18 protein-coding genes are annotated in these 20,408 nt (G+C 44.1%); 11 read left to right on the forward strand and 7 right to left on the reverse strand.

Going from position 1 to position 20,408, the window contains the following annotated elements:
- Positions 1-7 precede the first annotated feature (7 nt).
- Positions 8-1,282: an efflux RND transporter periplasmic adaptor subunit gene (locus ADP71_RS04205; RefSeq protein WP_171460918.1), complete on the reverse strand. Its 1,275-nt coding sequence runs from the start codon at positions 1,280-1,282 to the stop codon at positions 8-10.
- Between the two features lie 255 nt (positions 1,283-1,537).
- On the opposite strand from ADP71_RS04205, the gene ADP71_RS04210 reads away from it, so the two are divergent.
- The 5 genes from ADP71_RS04210 (at position 1,538) to ADP71_RS04230 (ending at position 9,081) form a co-directional block, all read left to right on the forward strand.
- Positions 1,538-2,179: a TetR family transcriptional regulator gene (locus ADP71_RS04210; RefSeq protein WP_019958463.1), complete on the forward strand. Its 642-nt coding sequence runs from the start codon at positions 1,538-1,540 to the stop codon at positions 2,177-2,179.
- A gap of 117 nt (positions 2,180-2,296) precedes the next feature.
- Positions 2,297-3,208 (forward strand): AAA family ATPase, encoded by a 912-nt coding sequence (locus tag ADP71_RS04215; protein WP_019958464.1) that lies wholly within the window; start codon positions 2,297-2,299, stop codon positions 3,206-3,208.
- Positions 3,192-4,145 carry a DUF58 domain-containing protein gene (locus tag ADP71_RS04220; RefSeq protein ID WP_019958465.1) on the forward strand — a complete coding sequence of 318 codons (954 nt, stop codon included), beginning with the start codon at positions 3,192-3,194 and terminating at the stop codon, positions 4,143-4,145. Before ADP71_RS04215 ends, ADP71_RS04220 begins: the two co-directional genes overlap by 17 nt.
- Positions 4,118-6,115 carry a transglutaminase family protein gene (locus ADP71_RS04225; RefSeq protein ID WP_155970488.1) on the forward strand — a complete coding sequence of 666 codons (1,998 nt, stop codon included), beginning with the start codon at positions 4,118-4,120 and terminating at the stop codon, positions 6,113-6,115. Before ADP71_RS04220 ends, ADP71_RS04225 begins: the two co-directional genes overlap by 28 nt.
- 26 nt (positions 6,116-6,141) lie before the next feature.
- Positions 6,142-9,081 (forward strand): hypothetical protein, encoded by a 2,940-nt coding sequence (locus ADP71_RS04230; RefSeq protein WP_171460919.1) that lies wholly within the window; start codon positions 6,142-6,144, stop codon positions 9,079-9,081.
- On the opposite strand, the gene ADP71_RS04235 is transcribed toward ADP71_RS04230, so the two are convergent.
- Entirely contained in the window at positions 9,078-9,932 is an 855-nt protein-coding gene (locus tag ADP71_RS04235) for an RnfABCDGE type electron transport complex subunit B (protein WP_171460920.1), read from the reverse strand. The genes ADP71_RS04230 and ADP71_RS04235 overlap by 4 nt on opposite strands.
- 207 nt (positions 9,933-10,139) lie before the next feature.
- Here ADP71_RS04235 and ADP71_RS04240 point away from each other — a divergent pair, with 207 nt between their 5' ends.
- Entirely contained in the window at positions 10,140-10,439 is a 300-nt protein-coding gene (locus tag ADP71_RS04240) for an I78 family peptidase inhibitor (protein ID WP_019958469.1), read from the forward strand.
- Between the two features lie 196 nt (positions 10,440-10,635).
- Here the strand turns inward: ADP71_RS04240 and glnA are convergent, their stop codons facing one another.
- Positions 10,636-12,054, reverse strand: a complete 1,419-nt coding sequence (glnA, locus tag ADP71_RS04245; protein ID WP_171460921.1) for a type I glutamate--ammonia ligase — start codon at positions 12,052-12,054, stop codon at positions 10,636-10,638.
- Between the two features lie 258 nt (positions 12,055-12,312).
- On the opposite strand from glnA, the gene aroE reads away from it, so the two are divergent.
- Positions 12,313-13,140 carry a shikimate dehydrogenase gene (gene aroE / locus ADP71_RS04250; protein WP_019958471.1) on the forward strand — a complete coding sequence of 276 codons (828 nt, stop codon included), beginning with the start codon at positions 12,313-12,315 and terminating at the stop codon, positions 13,138-13,140.
- The gene (gene mtgA, locus ADP71_RS04255; RefSeq protein WP_019958472.1) at positions 13,125-13,862 is read left to right on the forward strand and encodes a monofunctional biosynthetic peptidoglycan transglycosylase; all 738 of its coding nucleotides are present in this window, start codon (positions 13,125-13,127) and stop codon (positions 13,860-13,862) included. The genes aroE and mtgA overlap by 16 nt, the downstream gene beginning before the upstream one ends.
- A 214-nt stretch (positions 13,863-14,076) precedes the next feature.
- Here the strand turns inward: mtgA and dapB are convergent, their stop codons facing one another.
- Positions 14,077-14,889 (reverse strand): 4-hydroxy-tetrahydrodipicolinate reductase, encoded by an 813-nt coding sequence (dapB, locus tag ADP71_RS04260; RefSeq protein ID WP_104931580.1) that lies wholly within the window; start codon positions 14,887-14,889, stop codon positions 14,077-14,079.
- Between the two features lie 86 nt (positions 14,890-14,975).
- On the reverse strand, positions 14,976-15,335 hold the full coding sequence (locus tag ADP71_RS04265) for an outer membrane protein assembly factor BamE (protein ID WP_104931581.1): 360 nt from the start codon (positions 15,333-15,335) through the stop codon (positions 14,976-14,978).
- A 152-nt stretch (positions 15,336-15,487) separates the two neighbouring features.
- On the opposite strand from ADP71_RS04265, the gene fur reads away from it, so the two are divergent.
- Genes fur through dapD form a run of 3 tightly spaced genes read left to right on the forward strand, consistent with a single transcriptional unit; the run spans position 15,488 to position 17,486 of the window.
- Positions 15,488-15,922: a ferric iron uptake transcriptional regulator gene (gene fur, locus ADP71_RS04270; protein ID WP_171460922.1), complete on the forward strand. Its 435-nt coding sequence runs from the start codon at positions 15,488-15,490 to the stop codon at positions 15,920-15,922.
- Between the two features lie 2 nt (positions 15,923-15,924).
- Positions 15,925-16,656 (forward strand): leucyl/phenylalanyl-tRNA--protein transferase, encoded by a 732-nt coding sequence (aat, locus tag ADP71_RS04275; protein ID WP_104931583.1) that lies wholly within the window; start codon positions 15,925-15,927, stop codon positions 16,654-16,656.
- 8 nt (positions 16,657-16,664) lie between these two features.
- Positions 16,665-17,486, forward strand: a complete 822-nt coding sequence (gene dapD / locus ADP71_RS04280; RefSeq protein ID WP_104931584.1) for a 2,3,4,5-tetrahydropyridine-2,6-dicarboxylate N-succinyltransferase — start codon at positions 16,665-16,667, stop codon at positions 17,484-17,486.
- Between the two features lie 89 nt (positions 17,487-17,575).
- On the opposite strand, the gene ADP71_RS04285 is transcribed toward dapD, so the two are convergent.
- Both ADP71_RS04285 and ADP71_RS04290 read right to left on the reverse strand, forming a co-directional pair.
- Entirely contained in the window at positions 17,576-18,682 is a 1,107-nt protein-coding gene (locus tag ADP71_RS04285; RefSeq protein WP_211206676.1) for a polyamine ABC transporter substrate-binding protein, read from the reverse strand.
- Between the two features lie 31 nt (positions 18,683-18,713).
- A complete protein-coding gene (locus ADP71_RS04290) occupies positions 18,714-20,108 on the reverse strand; it encodes an NAD(P)/FAD-dependent oxidoreductase (RefSeq protein ID WP_040755798.1) in 1,395 nt (464 codons plus the stop codon).
- Positions 20,109-20,408 lie beyond the last annotated feature (300 nt).

Below are 20,408 nucleotides of genomic sequence, written 5' to 3' on the forward strand. Positions count from 1 at the left end.
CCGTCCTTTATGATGCAGCCGCTTGGCTGGCCGCTACAGGTGCTGAGCTTGGTGTTGGCGCAGAAGCGGGAGCGGCTTGTGGTGTAGTGGTTGCTTTGCTTGGATCTTTCCATGGTTGGGTTTGAACAGTTTTGGCTTGTGTCATACCCACTACCGCCATGCCATCGACAATGATTTTGTCGCCTGGTTTCAAACCATCGGTCACAACCCAATAACTGCCTTGTGAGCGAGAAATTTTGACAGGGCGTGGAGCAAATGAGCCATCGGCATTGGCAATCAAAACGATGTCAGCTTGGCTACCACGGGTCACAGCTTGTTGTGGTACTAAAGTGGCATTGGCAATCTCTGCTTGTGGCACTTTCACACGCACATACATGCCTGGCAATAATAAATTGTCAGGGTTAGGCACTTCTGCTCGCAAAGACATTTGACCTGTATCTTGGTCTACTGTCACATCTGTAAACAACAAGCGGCCTTTAAGCGGATACTCGCTGCCATCTTCCAATAAAATAGTGACTTCTGGATTACCATTAATCATGGAAATTTCACCATTAGCCATGGCTTGGCGCAATTTGATGATGTCACCTGTGGCTTGGGTCAAATTGACGTACAAAGTAGAGGTTTGTTGAATGGTTGCCAAAACAGTGGCATCACCTTGACCGACCAAAGCACCTTCTGTCACATCAGCTTTACTAATATGACCTGAAATAGGTGCTGTCACATAAGCATAATTCACATTGATTTGAGCGGTTTTAATTGCGGCTTTGGCTGCTTGTACTTGAGCACGTCCCAAACGCTGTTGGGCGATAGCGGCATCGTATTCTTGTTTGCTGATAGCACCTTCGGCTACCAATGGTGCATAACGTGCCACATCGGCATTGGCCTTAGCTAAGTTTGCTTCTGCAGTGGCCAATTGTGCTTTGGCTGTGTCCAATTGTGCCAAATATGGGGCATTGTCAATTTGGAACAAAGGCTGACCTGCTTTGACATAACTGCCTTCAGTAAACAGGCGTTTTAAAACGATGCCTGCAACGCGTGCACGAACTTGTGCAGTGCGACTGGCTTCCAAGCGACCTGGCAATTCATTGGTAATGGCTACTGTACCTGGTTCAACTGTGAACACAGAGACTGTCGGCGGCGGTGGCGTTTGGCCAGCAGCGCCACCTGGACCTTGTTTTTCACCACCGCAAGCGGCCAATGCTGTGGTCACAATCAAAGCAAGAATGCAGGCTTTAAACCGTTTTGGTTTGGAAGCATGTGTCAGTGGTTTTACGAACGACATGTGATGTTCCCTTTGATGGAAAAGAAATCTTGTTGGAAATGGATAATTCAATCAGCTTTTTGAACTAAGACAAAGCAAATGTTAATATCATGGCAATTTGCGATTATACATACATTGATGTATGTTCAGTCAATGGGCATTTTACAGAGCTTGACTTTTGGTGTGTCAGCCTTGCAAGTATAGATTTTGGTGAGGCTGTGGTATAAAAGTTCCAAATGATTAAATTGTTAATTATTTGAGAAGAATGAGAAAAAAATGAGAAGAAGCAAACAAGCAGCGGCAGAAACCAAATTGCAATTGATTGAAGCGGCCTGTAAGGTGTTTTATCGAGAGGGCGTGGCGAAGGCAACTTTGGAACAAATTGCCCGTGAAGCAGGGGTGACACGTGGTGCGTTGTATTGGCATTTTAACAACAAAGCCGATATTCTTGATGCGGTATTCCAAACCGTCATGCCACAGTTGCATGAATTGGATGATTGTTTGAGCCAAATGCAAGGGGATGAGTATTGGCATGCATTGGAGGCTTATTATGTGGGATTTTTTGAGCGCTTAGAACAAAATTTATTATTGCGTCAGTTTTGTACAGTGGTGCATTTAAAATGCGAAATGACTGAAAACAATGCTCAAGTTGTGTCTTTGCTCGCCCGTTATCGATATTCTTGGGAAGATCGCATTGAAGTCATCATGCAACAAGCCGTGGTGGTTGGTGCTTTACCTAAGAATACCGATGTGCCTAAGACGGTTGCGGTGTTCAAAAGTTATTTGGTCGGTGCCATGGTCAATTATTTAAGCGATATTGAGCAAGGACGCGTATCTTTGTCTGTGTCTATCCCCAGTTTACAATTACAATATATCTTTCGCATATTAAAACAAATGCCTTTGTTACAAGCGTCCTGAAAGCATTTATGTTTAAATGTTGAATCAAAATGGCTGCTTGTGAACATAAACATCCGCATTTTTAGAGATGTTTTTTCAAATATGTATGTTAAATCAATGATAAAAAGGCAAGATTGAATGAATCCTGCATTACAAACCATACAAAAACAATTGAACAGTCTGATTTTGGGTAAAAATTCGACTTTGGATTTGGTCTTAACATGTGTGTTGGCACGTGGTCATTTGTTGTTAGAAGATGTACCCGGTGTGGGTAAAACCACATTGGCGACGGGTTTGGCGAATGTGTTGGGATTGAGTTATCAGCGTGTGCAGTTTACCAATGACATGTTGCCATCGGATTTATTGGGTGTGAATGTGTTTCAGCCGCAAGAATCTCAATTCAAATTCCATCAAGGTCCTGTGTTCAACCAATTTTTATTGGCAGATGAAATCAATCGGGCGTCTCCCAAAGTGCAATCGGCTTTGTTAGAGGCGATGGAAGAGGGGCAAGTGTCGGTAGATGGCACCACATATATGTTGCCCAAGCCTTTTATGGTCATCGCCACGCAAAATCCAACCGAACAATTGGGAACGTTTCCCTTGCCTGAAAGCCAATTAGACCGATTTATGATGCGTGTGTCTTTGGGCTATCCTGCTGAGCAAGCCGAAAAATACTTGTATTTGCATGGCGACCGCCGCCAATTGCTACCTAAGTTACAGGCCGCTTTGAATGGCGAGCAGTTGCAAGCTTTGCAGCAGCAAGTTCAACAAGTACAAGTGAGTGAAGCTTTGGCCGATTATGCATATCGCTTGGTTCAAGAAACCCGCAAATTGGGGCTTTTTGTATTGGGCTTGAGTCCACGGTCAGGTTTGGCGGTGATTGCAGCGGCCAAGGCATGGGCGTTTTTGCAATCGCGTCAATTTGTGATTCCAGAAGATGTGCAGGCTGTTTTTCCATCGGTAGCCAATCACCGTTTGCGCTCATTGCAAAGCAATGTGACCGTTGATCAATTGTTACAGAAAATCATACAACATGTGGTCGTGGCCTAGAATCAAACGGCAAAAAATCATTTTGGATGTACAAGAACCTGTTTCTTGGCACCATATTTCTGTACGCCCGACACAATTGGGCATCAATTTATGGTTGATTGCCGCCGCTACATGGCTAGCTGCGCTCAATTACTCGGTCAATTTGGCGTATGGCTTGTCTTTTTGGATAGTCAGCGCCATGGGCGTGGCTTCTTTATTGAGTATACGCCAACTTTTGGGCTTGCGTTTGCGCTTGGATTTGCCTGATGAAGTGTTTGTGGGCGAGTCGGGCGTGGTGAATGTGAATTTGCTTGCCGAGGATTTGCGCAATCGACGCTTGATTGTGCGTATGGTTAATGAAGACACTATCAAACAAAGTTTGAGCAAAGAAGATTTGAATGTGTTACACACCCATTCCAATCATTTGCGTCAAACACATTTGAGTGTCGCGACCACGCATCGTGGTTATCAAAGCATTCCGCATTTGCAATTAATCAGTACGGCGCCATTTGGATTGTTAGAAGTGTCGGTGGTGTGTGAATGTACTGAAACATTCATTGTGTATCCTGCACCGATGGAACACACTGTTGTTCTTACAGGACGCCCTAGCAGCGAAGAGGCGGGCACTCAAAGACAACAAGGCGGCGATGAGGTGGCGTATTTGAAGCAATTTGTGGATGGGTATTCCTTACAAACCATTGCGTGGAAGCAATATGCCAAAACGGGTCAATTGTTGAGCAAACATTTTGAATATCCCACTGCCAGCTTGCCTGATGTCATTTCTTATAAAGATTATCCCAATGTTCATGCTACCGATCAATTGGCGTCTATGTTGTGCTATCGAGTGTTGCAACAACATCAATTGCAAAAACCATTTGTCTTAGAATTGCCTCATTTGACCATCTTGCCACAAGCCAAGCAGCGCAGTTTGTGTTTGAATGCATTGGCGGTGATGTAATGGCGATTTTAGCGCATTGGCAGTTACAACAGCCGACCAGTAAATATGCCCAAGTGGCTGCATTGCTCACTTTGTTGTGGATTGCTTTTCCTTTGTTGTTGCAATTGCCTATGGGCGTGGGCATCTTTTTTGGCTTGTTGTTTGGCATTCGTTTGGTGTTGACCAGTTTGGGTATTGGTGGCATACCGACTTGGCTGAATATTGTGTTATTGATTGCAGCAGGTTTGGCGGTATATGTGCAATTGCAAACCTTGTTTGGTCAGCAAGGTGGCGTGGCGTTGCTGTTGTTGATGGTGGTGATCAAATCGTTTGAAGGTCAAAGTACGCGAGACTGGCAAGTTTTATTGGTGGCCAGTTTGTTTTTGGTGGTGGGCGGCTTGCTGTTTCAACAAACTTTGCAAATAGGCGTGTGGCTTTTGTGTGCTGTGAGCATGATTTTTGGCAGTTTGTGTTTGCTCAATGGTTTGTCGTGGCGTGAAGCATGGCGCAATACTTTGTTGAGTTTAGGGCTGTCTATTCCTTTGATGGTAGTATTGTTTTTGACCATGCCTCGTTTTTCGGAGCCATTATGGCGTTTGCCAGTGCAATCTCCCGCTGCCAAAACTGGCCTTTCTACTGAATTGACTTTGGGTGATATGGCTTCGGTCATTGAATCCAATGAGTTGGCTTTCAATGTGACATTTGAAGAGACGTTTCTCCCAAAACTGCGTCAAATGTATTGGCGTACGATGGTGATGAATGATTTTGATGGCAATACTTGGCATGCCAATACAGGCCGCACCTTAGCGCAAGAAACCTTCTTGGAAAATGTGGCTCCAGCTAAAGTGGCTTATGTCATGACACTGCATGATTTTCAAGGACATATTCCAGCTTTACAGCAAGTGGTATCTTGGGATGAAAGTATTTTTTTACGTGAAAATCAAGTGGTCACGGCTAAAAGACGTTATTCGCAATTGCGACAAGTGAGCATGCAAAGTGTCGTGAGCGATCGCATTGGTGAACGTTTGAGTTCGTATCAAATCAAGCGTTGGACAGAGTTGCCTGAGCAGTCCAATTTAAAAACCATCGCATTGGCCCAAAGTTGGAAAAATCAAGGCTTGAGTGATGAGCAATTGATTCAAAAAGCACTGCGTTATTATCAAGAACAAAAGTTTCAATACAGTTTAAGTCCGGGTAAATTAGAACAAAACCGTCAACAAGTAGACCAATTTTTATTTGATACCAAAGTCGGTTTTTGTGAGCATTATGCTACTTCCTTTGTCATTTTAATGCGTGCCGCTGGCATACCTGCTCGTGTGGTCACTGGGTATTTGGGTGGCAGTTTTAATGAAACAGGACAGTTTTGGCAAGTGCGGGGTAAGGAAGCACATGCTTGGGCTGAGGTTTGGCTAGAACAAGAGCAAGCTTGGGTGAGAGTGGATCCTACCAGTTCTGTTTCAGCTTCACGAATTGACGATGGTATCAATGCTGCGTTGCCTGAAAATATGAGTCAAATTGAAGGCAATTGGCCTGCACCATTGCAACGTTGGTTGGCGACATCGCAATATTATTGGCAACAATGGGTAGTCAATTATGATGCAAACAATCAAAAAGCCTTGTTTTCGAATTTAGGCAGTGGCGTGTTTGCTGTGGTAAAAGGGTTGTTGGTATGGGTGTTGGTATTATTATTGACACTGGGACCGATTGTTTGGTGGTGGCGACGACAATATCGACAACAAATTGATCCATTAGAAGCAGGTTTTTTATTGATTAAACACCATTTCATGGAAGATGAACATGAAGACAAATGGCGTATCGGAGCGTTGGAATTACAAGATTGGCTCAAACAACACCAATTGCTAACCGAACAATGGCAATTATTGTTACAGCAATATACACACTGGCGTTATGACCCTTCGAGTCAGGCATCAGAAGATGAATTGTGGCATTGGTATGCACAAGTCAAAAAACAATTGAAACACAGCCGTTAGGGAACAATGACTGTAAGGGAATACAAATGAATCATATTTATATTGGTCTAGGCGATGCCGCTAAAGAAGCATTGGGTGATTTTTATCAACTGTATAAAAGCAGTACGGTTGATAAAAGTTCGTCACTGCATGCGGAGTTTTTAACCGTTACCGATGTGGAACAGCAAAAATTGTATTTGTTTGATAATTTGCCTGAAAATACAGTAGAAGTGAATTATCAGATTCAATCCATTACCGTTGAGCCACCTACCATTCGCGATGCATTGATGTTTTTGCGCGACCATCGTTGGTTGAAAATGGATGCCGAAGAGCAAGTATTTTGGGCCTCTTTGATTGATTCTAATTCAGAAGACATTGAAAAATTGCCTCGGCGTGTGATTCGCCTGAATTTGGCAGCCGCTTTAGAACAATTGTTGAATCAAATTCATGCTGCGTATTTGCGTTTGCAAAGCAAATACGATGATGAAGGCTTGGCGTTACATTTGTTGGTGGATGTCTCGAACGAATGGGTGAAAGCCATTTTGAGTGATGTTGTGGTGCAATTGCGCCAGCATTATCCTTCCTTGTTTTGCCGCTTGAGCGTATTTGTATTGTTGCCACCTAATTTCAGCGTGACCAAGATGGAGCCTACAGAAAGTGCTTCGTTGTACGCCACATTTGTGGAGCTCAATGCTTTATTAAATAACCATTGGTTGCCTGAAAATTTATTGAATATTTTGCCTTTGAGTGAAGATGGCAATTGGGTCAATGCGTGTTATTTGGTGGAGCGAGACAATGAACAATACGATGTTTCTGGCTTGAGTGCTTTATTGCTACGCAAATCTTTTGTCAAAGATACGGTATGGCAAGGCTTGTTTTCAGACGAATATGCTCATTATGAAAATGGGCAAAGGGTGAAAAAACCCAATTTTGTCAGTTTTGGTATGTTGCGTTTGTCGGTTACGGTGGATTATCCAACCGAGTATTATAAAAAGCTGTTTACCGTCCAAGTTTTGAATGCCTTATTGTTTGCCAATTGGCAAGAGGGCATTGGTTTTATTGCTGATGACAATTACGAAACCCGACAAGAGTTTGTCAGCCAACTAGATTACATGATGCGAGAGTGGTGTTTGGACTCGGATTATTTGCGTCTGAACAAATTGATGACCAATGACCAATCGAAATTGCATCCTAAATGGGCTTCGGTCGAAATGGAGTGGGAGCGCAATCGTGAAGAGCGTTTAGACTCTTTGAGCGATGTGTCTTCTTCTGAACGTTCCGATGTTTTGTTGAAAAAATACCAAGACTTTTACCAAGACCGTTTCCGTTTAAAAGGTGTAGACAATTTCTACGAATTGGAATGGACCGAAAGCCGCTTGGATGCATTGGCGTTTAAATTGGTCAGCAATATTGAAAAATCGCTGATTGCCCAATGGTGGAACTATGAGCGTGGCTTGGCAGATTTACCAGCGATGGTTTTGTCTGTCATGGATTATCTGGAACACCAAAGCAAGGCTTTAGAAGAGGAGCGCGAAGAGCATGAGCAAAAAGAAGCCAAACACATGGCTCAATATCAACGCTTGGCAACCGAAAAAGCCGATAACAAAACTTTATTTCGTTTGTTCGGTACCGATCGCAATGAGTTGGGTGAATTAGATGACCAATTGTATGCAATTTTTACCGCCCGAACTCACATTCAATCTTTGTTGTTTGCCCGTCGATTGTTTGAACGTTTGTATGACAAGCTAGATCAATTGCATGATCAAATCAGTGAGATTTTCAATCATTTGGTCACTGTACGCGATCGTTATGCCAAAATTTTGCAGCAAATTGACCAAATTTCAGCCAAAGGCACGTGGGTTTCACATCAACGTGATACGCATATTCAGCAAGTGTCTTTGAATGTGTATTTGGAAATTGAAAAAATGCGTGATCAGATTTTTGCACAACCTTTTGAAATCAAAAGCTTTGTGAAAAAATTCAAAAGCCAATTGCGCGATCAATTCTCACAACATGCCAATTTCAATATTTTCAATGAGCATTTGGGTCAAAAAGAATTTGGTATGTCATTGGATAAAATTTCCGATGGTTATGCAGAGCATTTGGATTTTTTATTATCAGGTAAAAACAAGCGTCCTGAAACCAGTGAGTTGATTACAGCGGCAGTCAATCTCACACCTCAGCGCAAGATGAACCAGTTTACTGAATTTCTGCAAAAAGTAGTCAGCATTAACCAACCACATAGTTACGTGCCCAGTCTTACCCCACATTTAGCACATGTTTTTGACCAAGACTCAAAATTTTTTGCACCAGAATGGGTGAAAGATACCAGCTCTCAGCCTGTGTTAGACCAATTGTTAAAAGCAGGACAGTTGACAATGGCAGATGTCAAACCTGCGCAGTCTTTAAGCAACTATTTGGACTTAATCAGTGTCTATCATTTGAATGTCAAAACATGGCCGGCCATGACACATTTGGCCAGTATGTATCAAAACAGCTTGAGTGAATATGACAATATCAAACGGGCATTTTTTCAGCTTCATTCAGAACACCGTTTGGTCAGTTGGATGGAGCATGCGTTGATTGATCCAGAATACAGTGCAGAAGCGATACGTCGAATTTTGATTAAAGCCTATGCTTTGAATATCATTGATTTTGAAGTGGATGGTTTTAAAGTCATGTTGACCAAAAATGAAAATGGTCAAGTGTTGACCGTTGATGGTTGGGTGTCATTGGTGACTTTGTTAGACAATATTAAATTGGCAGACATTGCACTTTTGGAACGTGTGTTACAAACCAGCGATGTGGCGAAAAACCTCAATGTTTCTTTCCAAAGCAAATTAGAACAATTGTTATACCAATTGAAGCAAGCATTTTTTGCTTTGGATGACGATGACGATGATGAGGATGATGGGGAATGGGCAGTCGCTGGTATGTTTGTGGCGTGGCAGCGTTCTACCCAAAAAGTATTGAATGAATTGAGTTAATTTTTGTTGGCTTTGCGGCGTTTTTTTTGCTCTCGCAGCAATTTAATCGCTGCTTGTTTTTCTGTTTCTGAGCCAAACTCAATATCACGCATGGCTTGGCGTATGGCAGCGGCATCCATAGCGGCCTGAACTTGGGTTTCTACGTGTTCATCTTGATTGTATACCTGAACTTTTTTCTGTGCTTGGGCATTGGCTGAGGCTTTGGCAATCAGAGCAAAAGGGTCGAATGCCGCTTTGGCAATAGGTTTGGTTTGGCTTGGAGTTTGCGCTGCTTGAGCATCTGCTTTGGCTTTGAGCATGGCTTCACGTTTGGCAACACGTTCGGCTTGCTTGCGTGCCTCTAATTTTTCCAAGCGTTGATTGCGTTTTTCAAAACGGATTTTTGCATGTGCTGCCGCTTGTTGCGCTGACCCGTTTGGTTCGGGTGTGATGCGTGGCAAATACGCATCGTTCACCGCCACCAAATCAATACAATCCACAGGGCAAGGTGGTACGCATAAGCCGCAGCCAGTACATTCGTTGGCAATCACATCGTGCATCCATTTGGTTGCGCCAACAATGGCATCCACAGGACATGCTTTGATACAAGCGGTACAGCCGATACAAATATTTTCATCAATCACTGCCAAAACTTTGGGTGCATCGGTTTTTTCGATGTCTGCAGGTTCCAGTATGGCAGTGTGCAGAAGTTCGGCCAATGCCACAATCGTCGTACGACCGCCAGGAGGACACAAATTGATGGTTGCTTCTTGTTGAGATAAGGCTTGGGCGTAAGGCGCACAACCTGGATAACCGCACTGACCACATTGGGTTTGCGGTAATAAGGTTTCAATTTGTTGTGCGCTGACCATGAGCGAAATCCTCTAAACATCGTTTTCAAAAAGGCAGCCATTGTAACACAGCCATGAAGCCTCTGTTTTGTCAGCACAGATGAGATTTACAGGCCGCTTGAAACAAGGATGTTCATAAACTATTTATGGGCTTGAGAGTCTGTATAACTGGTTGTTAGAAGAAAAACAAACCATCAATCACCGTATCATCATGGTAAGGAGTTCAAAATGAAATTAAAAATGGGATGGGCATTGTTATTGGCACTGGGTTTGGGTGCATGTGCGCAAAACAATCAGCCTGAAACCAAGCCCGCACCACAAGTGAACAAACAATGTGAAGCGGCTTTGGCCATGCGCTTGGTCGGTCAAGATGATTGGCCAGATGCACGCATTAAAGAATTTACCCGTGCTCAAACGGTGCGCAAAGTGGGACCAAATCAAGCAGTCACAGCAGATTATCGCTCTGAACGCGTGACAATTGTCGTTGATCCTGCAACCAAAAAAATCATTCGCGCCGCTTGTGGTTAAGGCGTGTTGTGGGCATGAGTATTGCCAACAGCATTGGATGTGAAATGAAATCAGGGCATGCCTTAAGTATTGATAATGACAAGCGTCCTGTAAACTTTTACAGGACGCTTGTGTGATTGAAATCGTTTGAAAATAAAGCGGATTAAAAAACCGCCTTTCAACAAGGCGGTTTGGAAATAAGGGTAACCGTATCGAATTACAAGCTGTAATACATTTCAAATTCGATTGGATGTGGCGCCATTTGGATGCGACGTACGTCGTCTGTTTTGAAGGCGATGTAGCTTTCAATCCAATCTGCGCTGAATACACCACCGCGAGTCAAGAACTCGTGGTCTGCTTTCAATGCATTCAATGCTTCGTCCAAAGATGCGCAAACTGTTGGGATCAATGCATCTTCTTCTGGCGGCAAGTCGTATAAGTTTTTGTCAGCTGGATCGCCCGGATGGATTTTGTTTTGGATACCATCTAAGCCTGCCATCAACAAAGCCGCAAATGCCAAGTATGGGTTAGCGGTAGGATCTGGGAAACGCGCTTCAATACGGCGAGCTTTGGCGCTGGCAACGTGAGGAATGCGGATAGACGCAGAGCGGTTTTTCGCAGAGTAAGCCAATTTGATTGGCGCTTCAAAATGAGGCACCAAACGGCGGTATGAGTTGGTTGACGGATTGGTAATGGCATTCAAAGCTTTGGCATGTTTGATGATGCCGCCGATGTAATACAAAGCCATATCGCTCAAACCAGCATAGCCATCGCCTGCGAACATGTTTTGGCCGTCTTTCCAAATCGATTGGTGAACGTGCATGCCAGAACCGTTGTCGCCCATGATCGGTTTAGGCATGAAAGTCGCTGTTTTGCCAAAGTTATGCGCCACGTTTTGAATCACGTATTTCATGTCTTGGGTTTGGTCGGCACGGTGAACCAAAGTGCTGAATTTGGTACCGATTTCCATTTGACCAGCAGTCGCCACTTCGTGGTGATGCACTTCTACAGGAATGCCCAAAGCTTCCAAAGTCAAACACATCGCAGAGCGCAAGTCTTGTCCTGAATCCACAGGTGCTACTGGGAAGTAACCGCCTTTAACCGTAGGACGGTGGCCTGTGTTTTGACCATCATAGCTTTCGCCGCTAGACCAAGCTGCTTCTTCTGAATGGATTTTGAAGCGGGTGCCTTGCATGGTGGTTTCCCATTCAACACCGTCAAAAATGAAGAATTCAGGTTCTGGACCAAAGAAAGCTGTGTCGCCAAGACCTGTTGATTTCAAGTAAGCTTCAGCACGTTTGGCAATAGAACGTGGGTCGCGGTCATAACCTTGACCATTTGCAGGGTCAATCACGTCACATGTGATGACAACTGTTGGGTGGTCGTAAAATGGATCGATGAAAGCAGTGCTGGCATCAGGACGCAACAACATGTCTGAAGCTTGAATGCCTTTCCAACCGCCAATGGATGAGCCGTCGAAAGCTTGGCCATTTTCAAACCATTCTTCGCCATCTTCTAAAACCACGTGTGCAGGCACACTCACGTGTTGTTGTTTACCTTTGGTGTCGGTGAAGCGTAAATCAACGAACTTGACATCATTTTGTTCAATGAGGTCCAAGACATTTTGGACAGACATAGCAGCTCCTTTAAAAGCAATGCGAAAGAAAGAGTGGATAGTTCAATGCAAGTGAAACGATTGTGCCACATTTCTATTATTAAAAGAATGTGGCAATGCAAAAAAATAAACAATAAATGAACAATAATGGACAAATAATTGAGTTTTTTATAAAAATAGTTTTGCATTTTCATTTATACTCAAAAAGGAACTTTTTGCACATTGGATAAAATAAGCATAATATGCTTTTCTTGTTACATCATTGACCTACTTATGAATATGCAAACAAAACCACGTTATGCTGTTTTTGGCCATCCAATCGCTCACAGCCGTTCACCTGAAATCCATTTGGCTTTTGCATTGCAAGAGCAAGTACATATCAGTTATGACAAAATTTTGTTACCCATAGAGGGTTTTTCCCAAGGTGTGGCTGCCGAGATACAGGCTGGTTTACAAGGTGCAAATGTCACTGTGCCATTCAAATTAGATGCTTGTGAATTTGCTGATGAATTGAGCGTGCGTGCGCAATTGGCAGGTGCGGTGAATACATTGGTGGTGCGTGACGATGGCAGCGTTTATGGTGACAATTCCGATGGTTTAGGCTTGATGAATGACATTGAAAAACAATATGGCGTGTCTTTGCAAGACTTGTCCGTATTGGTTGTGGGAGCAGGTGGTGCGGTGCGTGGCATCTTACAGCCTTTGTTGGAAAGAAATCCCAAAGCAGTCAGCGTTGCCAATCGAACAGTGTCTAAAGCGCAAGAATTGGCACACATTTTGGACATCGAGGCTTTGAGTTTACAGGACGCTTCTTTGCGTCAATTTGACATCATCATTAATGGTACGTCTAGCGGCTTATCTGACCAAGCCCCTGATTTGGCTTTGGCGGCGTTTGAGCAATGTCAATTGGCTTATGACATGGTGTATGGAGCTAAGCCAACGGCATTTATGGATTTGGCGCGTCAAGGTGGCGCCAAGCAAGCTGCGGATGGTTTGGGAATGTTGGTGGGTCAAGCTGCGGTGTCGTATCAATGGTGGCGTGGTTTTCAGCCGCAAACAGAATCAGTATTGCAATCATTAAGAGCCAGCTTATGTTCAAAAGCTTAAAAATGGTATTGGCATTGATTTTAGGTGTCGTATTGGTATTCCAATGTTACGCTTATGGCAGCATTTTATTTTGGCGTGCGTTTGCACCAGATGCCACCAGTTTTATGCGTACTCGGGCGGCGCAATATCCTAATGAAAATATCCAATATGATTGGAAAAATTACGATGGAATTAGCGTTAATTTGAAACAAGCGGTGATTGCTTCGGAAGATGCAGCATTTTCCAATCACGATGGCTTTGATTGGCGTGGCATCGAAAATGCCATCAAGCGCAATGAAAAAGCAGGTGAAATCAAAGCGGGCGGTTCAACCATTTCACAGCAATTGGCGAAGAATTTGTTTTTGTGGGAAGGCAAATCGTATGTTCGCAAAGCTGAAGAAGCTGTGATTACCTTGATGATGGAAGCGACGACAGACAAAGAGCGGATTTTTGAAATATATTTGAATGTGATTGAATGGGGACCGAATGTGTTTGGCGCAGAGGCGGCGGCACAATACCATTTCCAAAAATCAGCCCGCAGTTTGAGTAAGCAACAAGCGGCGCGTTTGGCGGCAATGATTCCTCGCCCACGTTATTACAGTGAGCATCCCAAAGACAAGCGTTTGCGCAACAAAACCAATATTATTTTACGCCGCATGGGTGCATCGGAATTGCCAGAAAACGATCCTGTGTTTCAAGGTTTGAATTTGCCTAAATTGCGCAATATGCCCAGCAATTCGTAATCGCTAACATTGTGGCATCAACCAACAAGCGTCCTGTAAGAAATGGTAATCCGCCGTTGTTTATGGGAATGTTGTTATTGTGTAAAGCCGAGTTGATTCATTCAAAAATGTAGGTTTGTTTTTTGATATTTTTGAATCGTTTTTTAAATTAAAAGCCAATCGTCAAGATTGGCTTTTGTTGTAATCTAAGTGACAATCATCAATCGATTGAAACTTACCAGCGCAAGTTTAAAACATCTTGCATGTCATACAAAGCTTTAGGTTGGTCTTTGAGCCAAGCGGCGGCACGCACAGCGCCATTGGCAAAAGTCAAGCGGCTAGAAGCTTTGTGAGTGACTTCCACGCGCTCGCCATCGGCTGCAAACAAGACGGTATGGTCGCCGACGATATCGCCACCGCGCACTGTGGCAAAACCGATTTTGCCCGCTTCACGTTCGCCTGTAATGCCTTCACGTGCATACACAGCCACATCTTTCAAATCTTGACCAATGGCATCGGCCAAAACTTCACCCATGCGCAAAGCGGTGCCAGAAGGGGCATCCACTTTGTGGCGGTGGTGTGCTTCGATGACTTCAATGTCAAAGCCTTCGTTCAATACTTGTGCGGCTTTGTGGATTAAGGCAAATGTTAAATTCACTCCGACGCTGTAATTGGCGGCAAACACAATGCCGATTTTGGCAGCGGCTTCGGCAATTTTGGCTTTGCCTGCGTCATCAAAACCCGTAGTGCCAATAATCATGGCTTTGTTTTGTGCCACACAAGCATCTAAATATTTTAAAGTCGATTCAGGACGGCTAAAATCAATCAACACATCGCTGACTGCCAAAACCGCATCGGTATCGGCACAAATTTTAACGCCTGTTTCCAAGCCTAAAGTAAAACCTGCATCCAAGCCCAAAGCAGGTGATTGGTCGTGTTCTAAAGCACCTGATAAACGGCATTGCGGGTGGTCGTGGATGGCTTGTACCAAAGCACGACCCATACGACCATTGGCGCCAACGATGGCAATATTCAATAACTCAGACATATTTTTTCTTTTTTAACTAACAAACTGTGGGCATCGCATGTCATGGCATGGAAGCCATCTACATGCGTTGGAAACTGACAGGACGCTTATTGGTCGTTGGTTTTTTCGGCAGGGTTTAAAGCAGAACCTTCTGCACGACTTAACACATCACCATCAAAATACACGGTTAAATTGTGATTTTCTTGAGTGATGCCGTTGCGAGTCACTGCAAATTGGTAATCCCAACGGTTGGCGTGGAAAGCGGAACGAATGCTAGGGGTGCCCAATAACAAACGCACTTGCTCGCGTGTCATGCCAGCTTGCAATTGCGCCAGACGTTGTGGATCTAGCTCATTGCCTTGTTCAACTTTCAATTTATATGATGGAAAATTGGAAACACGCTCAGATGAACAAGCGCTCAAACCCAAGGCAGCTACGGCTAAAGTTAGGACAATGTATTTATTCACTCGATTACCTCGGTTCAGTAATGAAAAAATTGTGACAGGATGAGGGTCGTGCAGATGGCCTACTATGAAGCTGATTTACCGCTGCAATCGCGGTGGGCAACCATCCAGAAAGTAGGTATTATAGCGGCTTATGACATCAAGTGGGAATCATCATGGATCACAATAACAACATTGCCCAATTAAAAGACAGCGGTTTGAAAGTTACCGGCCCACGTTTGAAAATTTTGGATTTGTTTGAACAAAATCCAGATGCACATTTGAGTGCTGAAGACATTTACCGTTTGCTATTGGAAGATGACAGCGACATTGGCGTCGCCACCATTTACCGTGTGTTGACACAATTTGAACAAGCTGAAATTTTAATCCGTCATCATTTTGAGACAGGTAAAGCAGTATACGAGCTCAATCGTGGCGGTCATCACGATCACATTGTATGTGTTAAATGTAACAGTGTGATTGAGTTTTTTGATGAACGCATCGAAACCATTCAAGAGCAAATTGCACAGGAAAATGGTTTTCGCATTGTTGACCACTCTTTGTACATGTATGGCGTGTGTCCTGAATGTCAGGCTAAAGCCAAAAAATAATCATGCAATTGTCTTACTTGAACGACGACATTCAGTCTTGGCCTGATTTGACCATCGCCCAACAGCAGCGCGATGGTTTGGTGGCCATTGGTGGCGATTTGAGTGTAGAGCGTTTGCTTGCCGCGTACCAACGCGGCATTTTTCCGTGGTATAGCGATGGTCAACCGATTTGTTGGTGGGCTTTGGCACCACGCATGGTTTTGCGTCCTGAAAACTTGCACATTGGTCGCTCTTTGGCCAAAAACGTGCGCAATCGTCGCTATGCTGTCACCGTCAATCAACAGTTTCAAGCCGTTTTAAGCGCTTGTGCGAATGTGCCACGAGAAGGACAAGACGGCACTTGGTTGACAGCCGAATTGCAATGGGCATTAACACAAATGTTCCGTCAAGGACATGCGCATAGCTTTGAATATTGGCAACAATCTGCACAAGATGCCAGCCAATGGCAGCTCATGGGCGGACTGTATGGCATTCAAATCGGACGGGTGTTTTATGGTGAGTCGATGTTTGCCTTAACAGGCGATGCTTCAAAAATCGCTTTTGTCCACGCCGTAAAGTATTTACAATCTTGCGGCATCGAATTGATCGATTGCCAAATGCACACACACCATTTGGCCAGATTTGGCGCTTTGGAAATCGAATTTGCAGATTTTCAGGACGCTTTAAACCTTTATTGCCAACAACAGTTGCAACAAGAAATGGTTGCAGGCGTGTTGGTCAATCAAATCAACTAGGGAGCATCATGTCTAATTTACAAACCACCATTGAACAAGCTTTTGAAAACCGTGCTGACATCACACCTGCCACAGCACCTGCTGATGTGAAAGCAGCTGTGGACGAAGTGATTGCCCAATTGAACACTGGCGCATTGCGTTGTGCTGAAAAAATCGACGGCGCTTGGGTGGTGAACGAGTGGGTGAAAAAAGCGGTTTTGTTGTCTTTCCGTTTGAATGACAACAAAGTATTGAACGATGGCGTGAACCAATATTTTGACAAAGTGCCAACGCGTTTCGATGCTTACACTGATGAAGATTTCCGCAATGGTGGCTTCCGTGTGGTACCAGGTGCGGTTGCTCGTACGGGTTCTTTCATTGGTAAAAACGTGGTGTTGATGCCTTCTTATGTCAACATTGGTGCTTTCGTTGATGAAGGCACGATGGTCGATACTTGGGCGACTGTTGGTTCTTGCGCACAAATCGGTAAAAACGTGCATTTGTCAGGCGGCGTGGGCATTGGTGGTGTGTTAGAGCCTTTGCAAGCGAGTCCAACCATCATTGAAGACAATTGCTTTATTGGTGCCCGTTCGGAAATCGTGGAAGGCGTGATTGTTGAAGCGGGTTCTGTGATTTCTATGGGCGTTTACATCGGTCAATCTACTAAAATTTTGGATCGTGAAACCGGTGAAATCACTTACGGTCGCATTCCAGCAGGCTCGGTGGTTGTGTCTGGTTCTTTGCCTAGCAAAGACGGCAGCCACAGCTTGTATTGTGCAGTGATTGTGAAAAAAGTGGATGCACAAACTCGCAGCAAAACCAGCGTGAACGAATTGTTGCGCGGCATTTAATTTGTTTTGATTTTTGAAAACAAACAACAAGCGCCCTGTAAGTTTTATAGGGCGCTTGTTTTGTATGGTACGAAACTCTTCAACCTAAATTATTTGGCCAGCCAAGCGTTAAAGCGTGGAATCAACTCTTCTGAGTGGTCACCCCAAAATGCTGCGTTAAATGGCAATGCTTGTTCCATATTGGCTGCAAATGTTGGTAATTCAGTTGCATATTTTTCAGGTACGTTGGCCGCCGCTTGCTTGTTTGGTAAGCCATAAGCCATGAACTCTGGTAATTTCACTTGGTTTTCTGGCAAACTTGCGAACGAAATGAAATCCATAGCGGCTTCTTTGTTTGCCGCACCTTTTAAAATCGCCCAGCTGTCAATCGAGTACATGCTGCCTGGCCAAACGATTTTGAAATTGGTGCCTTCTGTGCGGTTCAAGCCGGCGACACGACCATTGTAAACCGATGCCATAGAGACTTCGCCTGAGGCCAATAATTGCAAAGGTTGTGCGCCAGATTCCCACCACAGCACATGCGGTTTGATTTCATCCAACTTTTTGAATGCACGTGCTACGCCTTCTTCGCTTGCCAAAACCTCATACACTTTGTCTTGTGGTACGCCGTCAGCCATCAAAGCAAATTCCAACGTGTAAGTAGGGGTTTTGCGCAGTGAGCGTTTGCCTGGGAATTTCTTCACATCCCAAAAGTCCGCCCAAGAAGTCGGGCCACTTTGAATTTTGTTGCCATCGTAAGCAATGACTGAAGACACAACAATGGCGCCCACGCCACAATCGTTTACTGCAGTTGGCAAATAAGCGTCTTTTCCACCGAGTTTGTCCCAATCCAAAGGCTCTAACAAACCATCTTCACAAGCCGATGCCAAAGTCGCACCTTCTACTTGAACCACATCCCAGTTTGGGTTGCCCGATTGCACTTTTGCTTGTAACACACCATAACCGCCATCGTAGTTTTCATCCAAAACCGATTTGCCCAGTTTCTCTGAAAACGGTTTGAAATAGACTTCACGCTGAGCATCCTGGTAAGTGCCACCCCAAGAAGCGATGGTCAAATCGCGTGTCTTATTGCTGGTGCTCGATGTGCTGCTGGCTTCTGGTATAGGTGTGCTAGAAGGCTCTGCGGGCGGATTGTTACAAGCGCTCAAAGCAATCAAAGCGCTGCAAATGGTGATTAACATCGGTTTCAAATGCATCAAAAAACTCCGTGTGTGGTTGAAGCTGTTTTTAGTTAAGTCCACAAATTTTGTAGGCAATGCTTGCCAATGCGGTGGTTTGAGGTTGTTGTTTTCGGTATTCGATTTGATCGGCCCAACCGAGCATGCGGTACATGCTGTGGATGCCTATCCAACGAAATGGCTCTGTTTCCCATGTGGGATTTTGAAAATTGTTCCAAGGCAAGCGTTCCAGCTCGCTTTGTTGCTGCAGAACTTTGGTGGCCATGTGGCGAGCGGCCAAATTTGTGCCTGCTACGCCATGGCCTGCAAAGCCATAAACGTGACCGACTTGGGTGTTGGGGCTCAGGCTGACGCTGGCACACCAATCGCGTGTCACGCCCAAAGAGCCTTTCCATGCATGCGCAATTGCAATGGGGTATTCTGGAAATACCGCTGCCAATTTGTGTTGCAATTGAGCGATGGTGGCGTTGTCCAAATGGCCATGGCCTGCATCAACTGAATTGAATTGATAAGGCGCGCCGCGGCCGCCAAAGACAATTCGATCATCGCGTGTGCGTTGGGCATAGAAAAATTGGTGTGATTGGTCGTTCAAAAGGTATTTTTGTGTCCAGCCAAAGCGTTGCCAAAAAGCTTCTGGTAACACTTCTGTGGTGATGATGGATGAATTGACCGGAATGATTTTGCGGTTTTTGAGCAAAGCGTCGCTGTAGCCTTCGGTACAGCTGACAACGTAATTGGCCGACACTTTTTGACCTTGGACTTGAACGTGTTGTTTGCCAAAAGCTGTAACAGGGCTGTTTTCAAAAATTTTGACCCCTCGTGTGCGCAAACAATCACGCAAACCAAACGCCAATTTCGCAGGCTGAATGCGTGCGCCATGTTTGAATAACAATGCGGCTTTGACATTGTTACTGTTCAAATGCGTTTGTGCTTGGGTTTGATTCAAATACTCAATTTCGTCTTGTGGATAGCCAAATTGGTGGTCGTGCTGCTTTAATTTATGTAAGCGCGTGGCTTGTGCAGGGTTCATGGCGATCGTTAACAAACCACCTTCATGCAAATCACAATCGATATTTTCTTTTTGGCAAACTTGTCTGACTTCGGCTATGGTGGCGGTCACTTGTTGTTGGAAAAACACGATGTTTTCTTGGCTGATACCTGCCTTGAGCATTTTGGAGACAATGCCTGGCATGTGAGGCGAAAGCCAGCCGCCATTGCGTCCAGATGCGCCATAAGCCACTTGTTGGGCTTCAAAAATGGCAATATTCCAATGAGGTTGGGCTTGGTTTAAATAATACGCCAACCACAAACCAGTGAAACCAGCACCAATAATCACAACATCAAAATGTTGGTGCACTTGTGCATCAAAAGTTTGGGCATTGGCATTAAATGCAGTGTGTTCTGGTAAAGATTTGACCCAAAAAGAAATGTTGTTGTGTGACATGGTTTTGGTCTTCAAAGAATAAAAAAGATTGGTATTGGTTTTAAATGCATAAGTCATTAAGATAGGCGTATGGTATTTGAAAAATCAATGAATTTTTACAAATAATTTGAAATTGGAATGGTTAATAAAGTTAAATAATATCTGAATGTTAAATATGAAAATATTATTTTTTTAATATTGAATAGAAAAATTTTCTTTGCTATATCAAACATTATTTTGGAATCAGATGTGGGTATGAGTTTGAAATTTTTCGAATGAATTTATTGAAAATAACAGCCAATTTGTTTCAATGTTTTTTTG

This window comes from Vitreoscilla sp. C1, assembly GCF_002951955.2.
Classification (GTDB): Bacteria; Pseudomonadota; Gammaproteobacteria; order Burkholderiales; family Neisseriaceae; genus Vitreoscilla; species Vitreoscilla stercoraria.